General features: G+C 68.2%; 11 protein-coding genes. All 11 read right to left on the reverse strand.

Annotation, left to right across the window (positions count from 1 at the left end; genetic code table 11):
• Window positions 1-17 precede the first annotated feature (17 nt).
• The 11 genes from BLR05_RS20450 to atpB all read right to left on the reverse strand — a co-directional run bounded on the left by BLR05_RS20450 (window position 18) and on the right by atpB (window position 12897).
• Window positions 18-3014: a ligase-associated DNA damage response DEXH box helicase gene (locus BLR05_RS20450; protein ID WP_092838163.1), complete on the reverse strand. Its 2997-nt coding sequence runs from the start codon at window positions 3012-3014 to the stop codon at window positions 18-20.
• Window positions 3015-3035: 21 nt separating this feature from the next.
• A complete protein-coding gene (locus tag BLR05_RS20455) occupies window positions 3036-4724 on the reverse strand; it encodes an ATP-dependent DNA ligase (protein ID WP_092838166.1) in 1689 nt (562 codons plus the stop codon).
• Complete coding sequence (locus BLR05_RS20460) at window positions 4721-5836, reverse strand: ligase-associated DNA damage response exonuclease (protein WP_092838169.1); 1116 nt, start codon at window positions 5834-5836, stop codon at window positions 4721-4723. Before BLR05_RS20460 ends, BLR05_RS20455 begins: the two co-directional genes overlap by 4 nt.
• 334 nt (window positions 5837-6170) lie before the next feature.
• Window positions 6171-6587 carry a F0F1 ATP synthase subunit epsilon gene (locus tag BLR05_RS20465; protein ID WP_019703875.1) on the reverse strand — a complete coding sequence of 139 codons (417 nt, stop codon included), beginning with the start codon at window positions 6585-6587 and terminating at the stop codon, window positions 6171-6173.
• 129 nt (window positions 6588-6716) lie between these two features.
• Entirely contained in the window at window positions 6717-8147 is a 1431-nt protein-coding gene (gene atpD, locus BLR05_RS20470) for a F0F1 ATP synthase subunit beta (protein ID WP_092838172.1), read from the reverse strand.
• An 18-nt stretch (window positions 8148-8165) separates the two neighbouring features.
• A complete protein-coding gene (gene atpG / locus BLR05_RS20475) occupies window positions 8166-9032 on the reverse strand; it encodes a F0F1 ATP synthase subunit gamma (protein ID WP_092838175.1) in 867 nt (288 codons plus the stop codon).
• A gap of 18 nt (window positions 9033-9050) precedes the next feature.
• Window positions 9051-10610 (reverse strand): F0F1 ATP synthase subunit alpha, encoded by a 1560-nt coding sequence (gene atpA / locus BLR05_RS20480; protein WP_092838178.1) that lies wholly within the window; start codon window positions 10608-10610, stop codon window positions 9051-9053.
• A 42-nt stretch (window positions 10611-10652) separates the two neighbouring features.
• Window positions 10653-11195: a F0F1 ATP synthase subunit delta gene (locus BLR05_RS20485; protein WP_092838181.1), complete on the reverse strand. Its 543-nt coding sequence runs from the start codon at window positions 11193-11195 to the stop codon at window positions 10653-10655.
• A gap of 15 nt (window positions 11196-11210) precedes the next feature.
• A complete protein-coding gene (locus BLR05_RS20490; RefSeq protein WP_092838184.1) occupies window positions 11211-11681 on the reverse strand; it encodes a F0F1 ATP synthase subunit B in 471 nt (156 codons plus the stop codon).
• A 34-nt stretch (window positions 11682-11715) separates the two neighbouring features.
• Window positions 11716-11964, reverse strand: coding sequence for a F0F1 ATP synthase subunit C (atpE, locus tag BLR05_RS20495; protein ID WP_011793551.1), 249 nt, complete (start codon window positions 11962-11964; stop codon window positions 11716-11718).
• 54 nt (window positions 11965-12018) lie between these two features.
• Complete coding sequence (gene atpB / locus BLR05_RS20500) at window positions 12019-12897, reverse strand: F0F1 ATP synthase subunit A (RefSeq protein WP_092838187.1); 879 nt, start codon at window positions 12895-12897, stop codon at window positions 12019-12021.
• Between the last annotated feature and the right edge of the window lie 6 nt (window positions 12898-12903).

Consider the following 12903-nt stretch of genomic DNA (forward strand, 5'->3'; position numbering starts at 1 on the left):
GGTGCCGGCATATGGCCTCAGAGCCGCGGCAGGGGCCGCGCCGGCTTGCGCTCGCGGCGCCGGCTGCGCCCTCCGCCTGCCGCGCCGTTGCCTGCCTCCTCGGCAGAGGTGAGCGAGAAGTCCAGGGTACGGCGCACCGCCTCGGCGGCCTGCTGCATCGCGGTGTCGGCGGGAGGCGCGGCCTCGGCCGCCGCCTCGCGGACCCGGCCGGCCGCCTTCTTCGCCGCGGGCCGGCGCTGCGGCCGCGCAGGTGGGTCGGGTGGCACCACGTCCTGCGCGGGCAGGTTGGCGGCGGCGCCTGCATCGGCGGCAGTGTCCAGTTGCGCCAGCATGCGGGCGATGCGGTCAGCCAGGTGCTCATTGGTGAGCTTTTCCCGGAAACGCTCCACCATGAGCGGGAAGGCGAACGGACTGGGACGGGTCAGCGGCTTCACCACCAGATCCTGCGCCTGCATCCGGCGCAGCGCCGACAGCAACTGCGCCACGTCGAGCTCCTGGCTCAGAACCTCTTCGTCGGCCTGGCGCAGGAGCATGTTGCCTGCGTCGTACTTGCGGAAAACCTCGAAGAACAGCTGCGACGAGGCCTGCAGCTGGCGCGCGCTGCGGCGCTCGCCGGGATGGCTCTGGAAGATGAGCCCCGCCACCCGCGCGATTTCGCGAAACCGGCGCCGGGCCATTTCGGTGGCGTTGAGGCTGGCCAGCACTTCGTGCAGCAACGCGTGGCGGGCCTCGTCCTGCGGGGCGCTGGCGGCCTCGACCACACTCGCGCCGGACGAATCCTCGGCCTCGGCCCGCGCGGCGTTCGCGGTATTGCGGATGACCAGGGCTTCACCGGCCGGCAGCCGCGGTGGGCTGGCATCGCGCCCACGCTCCGGCACGGGCGCGGCATGCACCCGCAGCAGTTCCGGCAGCAGCGCGGACCAGTCGCGCTCGGTCGCCGACAGCAACTCCAGCCCGTAGTCATTCACGGCGATGGAAAACGTGCCGGCCTCACCCTGGGCGGCGCGCCACGCGAACAGGCTGGCCAGGCCGATGTGCGCATGGCGACCCGCGAACGGGTACAGGAACAGGTGCCAGCCTTCCCGGGTGCGCAGAGTTTCGGCGAGCAGCGTTCCGGGCGTCGGCAGCGCAGACCATCGCTGCTGCACGTCCAGCAGCGGCCGCACGCAGCGCAGCTCGGGCGATCCATAGCGCCCCGCGGCCGCCTGCGCAAGCTGCTGCACCACGAAGTCCGCAAGCACGGTGGACAGCGGCATGCGCGATCCGGCCCAGCGCGGCACCGTGGGCCGTCCGCGCGCGGCGCGCCGCACATAGGCCGTCATGTCCTCGATCTTCACCATCTCCAGCACCTGCCCTGCGAAGACGAAGCAATCGCCCGGCGACAGGCGCGACAGAAAGCTCTCCTCCATCGTGCCCAGCCGCGCGCCGTGCAGCACCTGCACGGCCATGCTGGCGTCGCTCACGATGGTGCCGATGTTGGCGCGGTGGCGGCGCGCCAGGCGGGCGCTCGGCATGCGCCAGATGCCCTCTTCGTCCGGCGCCACGCGCTGGTAGTCGGGGTACGCCGCGAGCGAGGGCCCCCCGCGATGCACGAAATCCAGGCACCACTGCCAGACCGCGCGCGGCAGGTCGCGGTAGGCCACGGTGCGGCGCACTTCCGCATACAGCGCCTCGGGCTCGAAGCCTCCACCGAGCGCCACGGTGACGAGGTGCTGCACCAGCACGTCCACCGGCCGGCGCGGACTGGCGCGCATTTCCACCTCGCCGGCCTGCACCGCCGCGCGCGCGGCGGCGGCCTCGACCAGTTCCAGGCTGTGCGTGGGCACCAGAGTGATGCGCGACGGCCGCCCCGGGGCATGGCCCGAGCGCCCGGCACGCTGCAGCAGCCGCGCGATGCCCTTGGCCGAGCCGATCTGCAGCACGCGCTCCACGGGCAGGAAATCCACGCCCAGGTCCAGGCTGCTGGTGCACACCACGGCGCGCAGGCGTCCCTCCTTCAGGCCCGCCTCCACCCACTCCCGCACGCCGCGGTCCAGCGAGCCATGGTGGATCGCCAGCTCGCCCGCCCAATCGGGCCGCGCGTCGAGGATGGCCTTGTACCAGAGCTCCGCCTGCGACCGCACGTTCACGAACACCAGCGTGGTCGTGGTGGACTCCAGCTCGCGCACCACCGCCGGCAGCATGCGCAGCCCCAGGTGCCCGGCCCAGGAGAACCGCTCGGGATGGTCGGGCAGCAGCGTATCGACGACGAGCCGTTTGTCCACCTGCCCCTGCACCAGCACGCCCTCCCCCGCCACCTCCGCGCCCAGGGGCGCCAGCAGCGCATCCCGCGCCTCGGGCAGGTTGCCGAGCGTGGCCGACATGCCCCAGACGCACACCCGCGGATTCCAGCCGGCCAGCCGCGCCAGTGCCAACTGCACCTGCACGCCACGCTTGTTGCCGAGCAGCTCGTGCCACTCGTCGGCCACCACCAGGCGCACGGTGGACAGCAGCTCGCGCGCATCCGAGCGCGCCAGCAGCAGCGACAGGCTCTCCGGCGTGGTCACCAGCACCGTGGGCAGCCGGCGCGACTGTGCGCCGCGTTCGGCACTGCCCGTGTCGCCCGTGCGGGCCCCGCTGGTCCAGCGCGCGAGCGTGGGCTGCGTCGCCGCGAGTTCGTCGAGCGGGGTGCGCAGGGCCTTCAGCGTGTCGGCAGCCAGGGCGCGCATCGGCGTGAGCCAGAGCACGGTGAGTGGTTCAGCCGGCGGAGCCTTGCTTCGCCTGCCGCCGGAAGGTTCAGGGACCGCAACCCGCGCGGCGTCCGCGGCGCCGAAGGCCTGGAGTGCGCCGAGCCATACCGCATAGGTCTTGCCGGCCCCCGTGGTCGCATGCAGCAGCCCGCTGCGACCCTGGGCAAGGGCGCGCCAGACCTCGCGCTGGAAGGGGAAGGGGCGCCAGCCGCGCGCGGCGACCCAGGCTTGCGCGATCGAGCGGGAGCGCGGCACGCGCTGGCGGCTATGGGACGCGGAAGTCATCGGTGTGGCCTGTCTTCCGCATCAGGGGTCCGACCTCGGCAGCAGCCCCTCCAGCGTCTCCAGCGAATCCGCCTCCTCCACCGGCTTGTCCTCCCGCCAGCGCAGCATCCGCGGAAACCGCACCGCGATGCCGCTCTTGTGCCGCGTACTGCGGGCGATGCCCTCGAAGCCGAGCTCGAACACCAGCGTGGGCTTCACGCTGCGCACCGGCCCGAAGGTCTCCACCGTGGTGCGGCGGATGACTGCGTCCACCCGCGCCATCTCCGCGTCGGTCAAGCCGGAATAGGCCTTGGCAAAGGGCACGAGCGCGCGGCCTTCCGCGCCGGGCGGCCCGTCCCAGACGGCGAAGGTGTAGTCGCTGTACAGGCTGGCGCGCCGCCCGTGGCCGCGCTGCGCATAGATGAGCACCGCATCCACGCTCAAGGGGTCGATCTTCCATTTCCACCACGTGCCCACGTCCTTGGTGCGGCCCACGCCGTACTGCGCGCCCCGGGCCTTGAGCATCATGCCTTCGACGCCCAGGGCGCGGGCATGGATGCGTTGTTCCGCCAGTTCCTCCCAGCCACTGCCGTGGAGCAGGGGACTGGCGACGAGCGCCGGATGCGACACCCGCGCGAGCAGCGCATCGAGCCGCTTCCGGCGCTCATGCTGCGGCAGCGCCCTCAGATCCTTGCCCTCCTCTTCCAGCAGGTCATAGGCCAGCAGCACCACGGGCAACTCGCGCAGCAGCTTGGGGCCGAGCGTCTTGCGGCCGATGCGTTTCTGCAGGTCGGCGAAGGGACGCACGCGTGCCGGCACATCGCCCTCGGCATGCTGCCAGACGACGATCTCGCCATCGAGCACCGTGCCGTCCGGCAGGGCCTCCTGGCCCAGGCGCTGCAGTTCGGGGAAGCGGTCGCTGACCAGCTCCTCACCGCGCGACCAGAGCCAGGTGGCGCCCGCGCGCCGCACCAGCTGGGCGCGGATGCCGTCCCACTTCCACTCCACGATCCAGTCACCGGGCGGCCCGAGCGCGGGCTCGAACTGCTCCACGGGCAGCGACAGCGGGTGCGCCAGGAAGAAGGGATAGGGATGGCCGCTGGTTTCGCGGGACGGGTCGGTGCCCTGTCCGGCATCGGCGAGCGGTGCCACGAGGCGTTCGTAATCCGCCGGCCCGGGCCGGGCGCCGATGTGCGTATAGCCCATGAGCCGCTGCGCGATGCGCTTGGGATCCACGCCGCTCACGGCCGCCAGGGCATGCGTGACCTGCAGCTTCGACACCCCGACGCGGAAGGCGCCCGTGATGAGCTTGAAGTACACGAGCCGCTCCTCGGGCGCCAGCCGGTCCCACTGTGCCCGCAAAACCGGCCCGAGGGCATCGGGTGCCATGCCGCGCAGCGGCAGCAGGTGCTGTTCCACCCACTCGGCCAGGCCCAGCGCATGGGCTTCGGCGGGCGGCGGCAGCAGGAGCGCGATGGTTTCCGCGAGGTCCCCGACCGCTTCGTAGCTTTCGTCGAACAGCCATTCCGGCAGGCCCGCGGCCTCGCGCGCGAACTGCCGCAACAGCTTGGTCGGGACCAGTTGGCGCGGCTTGCCGCCCGCGAGGAAATACACCGCCCAGGCCGCATCCGCAGGCTGCGCCGCGCGCAGGTAGGCCTGCAGCGCCGCCTGCTTGGCGAGGCTGGACGTGCTCGCATCCAGCGCGCGGTAGAGGGCTGCGAAATCCTTCATTGCGCCGCCTCTCCGCCCTCTTGCGGCCTGCCATCCTCCACGGGCGACGCATCACCGCCCGGCGCGGCGACCGGGGGTGCGGCCGGTGAGGCATCGGGCGCCGCATCGTCGTCCTCGTTGCCGTACTCCGTGCGGAACGACTGCGCATCCAGGCCCTGCTCCAGGAGCCAGCGCACCAGCACCGCCACGCTGCCGTGCGTCACGAAGACACGCTCCGCCCCCGTGGCACCGATGGCCGACTGCAGGCCGGGCCAATCCGCATGGTCCGACATCACGAAGCCCCGGTCCACGCCGCGCCGGCGCCGGGTACCCCGCAGTTGCATCCAGCCGCTCGCGAAGGCATCGGAATGCCGCGGGAACCGGCGCATCCAGGGCGTGCCCTGGGCCGACGGCGGCGCGACCACCAGCGCCGTCTGCAGCAGCTTCGCATCCACGGCCGGGTCCGTGGCCCGCAGCGTCGGGGGCAGCGCCACACCGGCCGCGCGGTACACGGCATTGAGCGGCTCCACCGCACCATGGACCACGACGGGCCCGATCGAGGCGTCCACGCCGTGCAGGATGCGCTGCGCCTTGCCGAAGGCGTAGCACAGCATCACCGACGGCCGCCCCTCGGCGGCGTTCGCGCGCCACCATGCGTCGATCTCCGCGAACAGCGCCTCCTGCGAGGGCCAGCGGTAGATCGGCAGGCCGAAGGTGGACTCGGTGATGAAGGTATCGCAGCGCACGGGCTCGAACGGCACGCAGGTACCGTCCGGCCCGGTCTTGTAGTCGCCCGAGGCCACCCAGACATGGCCGCCGTGCTCCAGCCGCACCTGGGCCGACCCGAGCACGTGGCCTGCGGGATGGAGCGAGATGCGCACGCCATGGTGTTCGATGGCCTGCCCGTAGGGCAGCGTCTGCAGCGTGATGTCGGCCCCGAGCCGTGTGCGCAGGATGCCTTCGCTGTCGATGTGGGCCAGGTAGTGGGTGTGGCCCCAGCGGGCATGGTCTGAGTGGCCGTGCGTGATGACGGCCCGCTCCACGGGCTTCCAGGGATCGATATAGAAATCGCCCGGGGGACAGTAGAGCCCTTCGGGCCGCGCGATCACCAGGTCATCGGAAGCAGCCGCCATGCGGGAGCCCTTCCATGGAATGGAGGTAAGCGCCAACCCGCCGCCCCGCTGACCCCGCCGCCCAATGCGACGTACGTAGAAGGAAGAAAGCCCTGGTGTGCGCTTGCATGAGGAATGCTAGCGCCCGTCCCGTTGCCCCTCCCGTACAGCCCGCCGCATGCCGGTGTCGGAACGCACCTACCCCACGGCCCAGTTTCCGGCAGCCGAAACATGCGGGCCCCGCAGTACCGGCCCGGCTCATCAGAGCCATGGCCCGGCGGCAGGGAAAAAGAAAAAGCCGCCCGTGGGGCGGCCTGGACAGGGGTGCGCAAGGCCGTTGCCGGCCACGCCGGATTCAGCGCTTCTGGCGGAACTTGCGCAGCGCGGCGATCTGGGCGGCCATCACGGCCAGCTCGGACTGCGCACGTGCGAAATCGACGTCGCTCTTGGCATTCTTCAGCGCTTCCTCGGCGGCGGCACGGGCGGCGTTGGCCTTCTCGTCGTCCAGGTCCTTGCCGCGGATGGCGGTGTCGGACAGCACGGTCACGCGCTCGGGCTGCACCTCGAGGATGCCACCGGCCACGAAGACGAACTCTTCGCCGCCGTCGGCCGTCTCGATGCGCACCGATCCCGGCTTGATGCGGGTGATCAGCGGCGTGTGGCGCGGGTAGATGCCGAGCTCGCCGGCCTCGCCGGGCAGCGCGACGAAGCGCGCCTCACCCGAGAAGATGGACTCTTCGGCGCTGACCACATCGACGTGGATGGTGTTCATGGGTTTTCCTCTGGGCTCTGAAAGAAGGTGGGGAAAGCAAGCAGACGGGAGGGCCCGCCAGGCGCCGCGCACAGCCGTACCTGGGTACGGCGAGCACGGCAACGACGCGGGCTGCCCGTATGCGCCGCTTTACGCGACCTTCTTGGCCTTTTCGAAGGCTTCGTCGATGGTCCCGACCATGTAGAACGCCTGCTCCGGCAGGTGGTCGCACTCGCCGGCCACGATCATCTTGAAGCCGCGGATGGTTTCCGCCAGCGGGACGTACTTGCCGGGCGAGCCCGTGAACACTTCGGCCACGTGGAACGGCTGCGACAGGAAGCGCTGGATCTTCCGGGCGCGGGCCACGGCCAGCTTGTCCTCGGGGGCCAGTTCGTCCATGCCCAGGATGGCGATGATGTCGCGCAGTTCCTTGTAGCGCTGCAGCGTGCCCTGCACGCCGCGGGCCACCTGGTAGTGCTCTTCGCCGACCACTTGCGGGTCCAGCTGGCGGCTGGTGGAGTCCAGCGGATCCACGGCGGGGTAGATACCCAGCGAAGCGATGTCACGCGACAGCACCACGGTGGAGTCCAGGTGGGCGAAGGTCGTGGCGGGAGACGGGTCGGTCAAGTCATCGGCAGGCACGTACACGGCCTGGATGGAGGTGATCGAGCCCACCTTGGTGGAGGTGATGCGCTCCTGCAGGCGGCCCATTTCCTCGGCCAGCGTCGGCTGGTAGCCCACGGCGGAAGGCATGCGGCCCAGCAGTGCGGACACTTCGGTGCCGGCCAGCGTGTAGCGGTAGATGTTGTCCACGAAGAACAGCACGTCGCGGCCTTCGTCGCGGAACGACTCGGCGATGGTCAGGCCGGTCAGGGCCACGCGCAGACGGTTGCCCGGGGGCTCGTTCATCTGGCCGTAGACCATGGCGACCTTGGAGTCTTCGAGCTTCTCGAGGTTCACGACGCCGGAATCGGCCATTTCGTGATAGAAGTCGTTGCCTTCACGGGTACGCTCGCCCACACCAGCGAACACCGACAGACCGCTGTGGGCCTTGGCGATGTTGTTGATGAGTTCCATCATGTTCACGGTCTTGCCCACGCCGGCGCCGCCGAACAGGCCCACCTTGCCGCCCTTGGCGAACGGGCACACCAGGTCGATCACCTTGATGCCGGTTTCCAGCAGCTCCTGCGACGGCGACAGTTCGTCGTATGCAGGGGCCTTGCGGTGGATGGAGGCCGTCAGCTCCTGGCTGACCGGACCGCGCTCGTCGATGGGCGAACCCAGCACGTCCATGATGCGGCCCAGCGTCGCCTTGCCCACGGGCACGGTGATCGGGTTGCCGGTGTTGGACACCATCAGGCCGCGGCGCAGGCCGTCGGACGAACCCAGGGCGATGGTACGCACCACGCCGTCGCCGAGTTGCTGCTGCACTTCCAGCGTCAGGGGGGAGCCTTCGAGCTTGAGCGCGTCATACACCTTGGGCATCCGGTCGCGCGGGAACTCGACGTCCACCACGGCGCCGATACATTGAACGATCTTGCCCTGAACGCCAGCGTTCACTTGGGTGTTCTCTTGAGCCATTGCATTTGCTCCAAAAATTTAAACTGCCGCGGCACCCGCGACGATCTCCGAAAGTTCCTTCGTGATCGCGGCCTGGCGCGTCTTGTTGTAGACCAGCTTGAGTTCGCCGATGACGTTGCCCGCGTTGTCCGTGGCGGCCTTCATGGCCACCATGCGCGCCGACTGCTCGGACGCCATGTTCTCGGCCACGGCCTGGTAGATCAGGGACTCCACGTAGCGCACGAGCAGGTCGTCGATGACGCTCTGGGCATCGGGCTCGTAGATGTAGTCCCAGCCGTGCTCGGTCTTCTCGGCCTGCATCTTCTCGGAAGAGAGCGGCAGCAGCTGCTCGACGACCGATTCCTGCTTCATGGTGTTGATGAACTTCGTGTACGCAAGGTACAAGCCGTTGATCTTGCCTTCGGCATAGGCGTCGAGCAGCACCTTCACGGGGCCGATCAGCTTGTCCAGGTGGGGGGTGTCCCCCAGGCCGGTCGCATGCGACACCACCTGGGCGCCGACGCGGTTCAGGAAGCCCAGGCCCTTGTTGCCGATCGCGACGGCCTGCGTGGACACGCCCTGCGACTGCAGTTCGCGCAGCTTGGCCGTCACGGCGCGCAGCACGTTGGTGTTCATGCCGCCGCACAGGCCCTTGTCCGTCGTCACCACGATGAAGCCGGCCGTCTTGGCGTCGTTCGACTTCATGAAGGGATGGACGTACTCGGGATTGGCCTGGCCGAGATTCGCCGCGATGTTGCGGATCTTCTCGCTGTAAGGCCGTGCGGCACGCATGCGGTCCTGCGCCTTGCGCATCTTGGAAGCGGCCACCATTTCCATGGCCTTGGTGATCTTCTTGGTGTTCTCCACCGATTTGATCTTGCCGCGTATTTCCTTGCCTGCTGCCATGATGGGTCCTCGTCCGGTTTAGGCGAACGACTTCTTGAAGGCCGTGATGGCTTGCGTCAGTTCGGCCTCGTCCTTGCCTTCCTTGTCGAAGGCGCGGTTCTTCTCCAGGCGCTCCAGCAGGGCGCCATGGCTGGTCTTGAGGAACTGGTGCAGGCCGGATTCGAAGGCGAGCACCTTCTTCACGTCCACGTCGTCCATGAAGCCCTTGTTCACTGCGAACAGCGTCGAACCCATCAGCGAGATGGGCAGGGGGCTGTACTGGGCCTGCTTGAGCAGTTCGGTCACGCGGGCACCGCGGTCGAGCTGCTTGCGGGTGGCTTCGTCCAGGTCGGATGCGAACTGCGCGAACGCAGCCAGCTCGCGGTACTGCGCCAGGTCGGTACGGATACCGCCGGACAGGCCCTTGATGATCTTGGTCTGGGCAGCGCCACCCACGCGGGACACGGAGATACCGGCGTTGATGGCGGGGCGGATACCGGCGTTGAACAGGCTGGTTTCCAGGAAGATCTGGCCGTCCGTGATCGAGATCACGTTGGTCGGAACGAAGGCGGACACGTCGCCGGCCTGCGTCTCGATGATCGGCAGGGCCGTCAGCGAACCGGTCTTGCCCTTGACTTCACCCTTGGTGAAGGCTTCGACGTAGTCGGCGTTCACGCGGGCTGCGCGCTCCAGCAGGCGGCTGTGGAGATAGAACACGTCGCCGGGGTAGGCTTCGCGGCCCGGCGGACGGCGCAGCAGCAGCGAGACCTGGCGATAGGCCACGGCCTGCTTGGACAGGTCGTCATAGACGATCAGCGCGTCTTCGCCGCGGTCGCGGAAGTACTCGCCCATCGTGCAGCCGGAGTAGGCCGACACGTACTGCATGGCAGCGGACTCGGAAGCGGATGCCGCCACCACGATCGTGTATTCCATGGCGCCGGCCTGTTCCAGGGCGCGCACCACGTTCTTGATCGACGATGCCTTCTGGCCGATCGCGACGTAGATACACGTCACGCCCTGGCCCTTCTGGGCGATGATGGCGTCGATGGCCACGGCCGTCTTGCCGGTCTGGCGGTCACCGATGATCAGCTCGCGCTGGCCACGGCCCACGGGCACCATGGCATCGATGGACTTGATGCCGGTCTGCAGCGGCTGGTCCACGGACTGGCGCGCGATCACGCCGGGAGCGACCTTCTCGATCACGTCCGTCAGCTTGGCGTTGATCGGGCCCTTGCCGTCGATGGGCTGGCCCAGTGCGTTCACCACGCGGCCGACCAGTTCGGGACCCACGGGCACTTCCAGGATGCGGCCCGTGCACTTCACGGTGTCGCCTTCGGAGATGTGCTCGTACTCGCCCAGAATCACGGCGCCGACGGAGTCGCGCTCGAGGTTCAGTGCGAGGCCGTAGGAGGGCTGGCCGTCCTGGGTGGCCGGGAATTCGAGCATTTCGCCCTGCATCACGTCCGACAGGCCATGGACGCGCACGATGCCGTCGGTCACGGACACCACGGTGCCCTGGTTGCGGATATCGCTGCTGGCTGCCAGACCTTCGATGCGGCTCTTGATCAGTTCAGAAATCTCTGCGGGATTGAGTTGCATGACTCTTTCCTTCTTTCTTGGGTTAGCCGAAACCTCGGGCGCTTACGCGACGAGGGCCGCTTTCATTTGTTCCAGACGGGCCTTGACGGAGGTGTCGAGCACCTCGTCGCCCACGGCCACGCGCACGCCGCCGATCAGCGACTCGTCGATCTGCACGGAGAGGTTCAGCTTGCGGCCGAAGCGCTTCTCCAGCGAGGCGCCGAGTTCCGCCAGCGCGGCGGCATCGATCGGGAACGCGCTGTGGACCACCGCGTCGGACGAGCCGCTCTGCCGGTTGACCAGGGCGCGGAACTGCGCCGCCACCTCGGGCAGCGCTTCGAGGCGGCCGTTGTCGATGAGCACGCGCAGGAAGTTGCGGGCCGCATCGGAGAGCGGCGCGCGCACCACCCCGGCGATCAGGTCGAACAGCTGTCCGGGCTCGATCTTGGGGTTGTCGGCCAGCTGCCGCACCTGCGGGTCGGCAGCGATCGCCGCCAGTTCGTCCACCCAGGCGACGGTGCTGCCCAGGTCGGCGCCCGGCTGGGCAGCGCAGGCCTTGAACAGGGCTTCCGCGTAAGGGCGGGCAATGGTGGCGAGTTCAGCCATGGTTGCGTCCCTTACTTACAGCTCGGTCTTGAGCCGGTTCAGCAGATCGGCGTGGACGCCGGCGTTGACCTCCTTGCGGAGGATCTGCTCGGCACCCTTGACGGCCAGCGCGGCCACCTGCTCGCGCAGGGCCTCGCGGGCCTGGACCGTCTGCTGCTCGGCCTCGGCACGGGCAGCGGCGACGATCTTGTTGCCTTCCTCGCTCGCACGGGCCTTGGCTTCTTCGATGATGGCCTGGGCACGGCGCTCGGCGTCCGCAAGACGCGATGCCGTCTCGTTGCGCGTCTGCGCGAGTTCGGTCTCGACGCGCTGGTTCACGGCGACGAGTTCGGACTTGGCGCGGTCGGCAGCAGCGAGGCCTTCGGCGATTTTCTGGGCTCGCTCATCCAGTGCCTTCGCGATCGGGGGCCACACGAACTTCATCGTGAACAGCACCAGGATCAGGAAGACGATGGCCTGAACGAACAGGGTCGCGTTGATACTCACGGCAACACCTTTCTAGTTGGGCGTTGGTCGGGAATCAGGCCAGGACGAAGGGGTTGGCGAAGGCGAACAGCAGGGCGATGGCAACGCCGATCAGGAAGGCGGCGTCGATCAGGCCGGCCAAGATGAACATCTTGGTCTGCAGTTCGTTGATCAGCTCGGGCTGGCGGGCGGAAGCTTCGAGGTACTTGCCACCCATCAGAGCGATACCGATCGATGCGCCGATGGCGCCCAGACCCACGATCAGACCACAAGCCAGAGCGACGAGACCGAGAATGTTTTCCATGATGACTCCTAGGATGAAAAGAAAGAAAGGTTGAGAAGGAAGGAAAGGGAAGGCTCAGTGAGCGTCATGCGCCTGGCCGAGGTAGATCAGCGCCAGCATCATGAAAATGAAGGCCTGCAGGGTGATCACCAGGATGTGGAAGATCGCCCAGATAGAGCCCGCAATGATGTGCCCCACGGGGAGCAACACACCGGAAAGCGACATGGCTGCCGCGCCGCCCATCAGGGCGATCAGCATGAACACCAACTCACCAGCGTACATGTTGCCAAACAGCCGCATGCCATGCGACACGGTCTTGGCAACGTATTCGATGATCTGCATCAGCAGATTGACCACGCCCAGGATCAGGGCGAAGACGGGATTCTTGCTCGTGCCGAACGGAGCGGTCACGAGTTCGTGCGCCCAGCCGCCCAGGCCCTTGATCTTCACGCTGTAGTACAGGCAGAGGATCAGCACGGCCGTGGACAGGCCCAGCGTGGTGGAGAGGTCGGCCGTGGGCACGACGCGCAGGTAGGCGTGGTGCGGGTCGTTGCCTGCGGCGCCGTAGATCTGGGCCCAGATGGCGGGCAGCAGGTCCACGGGCAGCATGTCCATCGCGTTCATCAGGAAGATCCACACGAACACGGTGAGGGCCAGCGGCGCGATGAACTTGCGGCTCTCGGCGTTGTGGATGTTGGCCTTGGCCTGGTTGTCCACCATCTCCACGAGGATCTCGACGGCGGCCTGGAAGCGGCCCGGCACGCCGGAAGTCGCCTTGCGGGCGCAGATCCAGAAGGTGAACAGGGCGATCGCACCGAGCACCAGGCCCACGATGACGGAGTCGTAGTTCACCACGGAGAAATCGACGATGGACTTCTGCTTGATGTTCTGAAGATGCTGCAAGTGGTGAACGATGTATTCACTGGCAGTCGGGGCATGCGCTTCTGCGGCCATCGGACA

Origin of the sequence: Paracidovorax cattleyae (assembly GCF_900104515.1) — a bacterium.
Taxonomy (GTDB): domain Bacteria; phylum Pseudomonadota; class Gammaproteobacteria; order Burkholderiales; family Burkholderiaceae_C; genus Paracidovorax; species Paracidovorax cattleyae.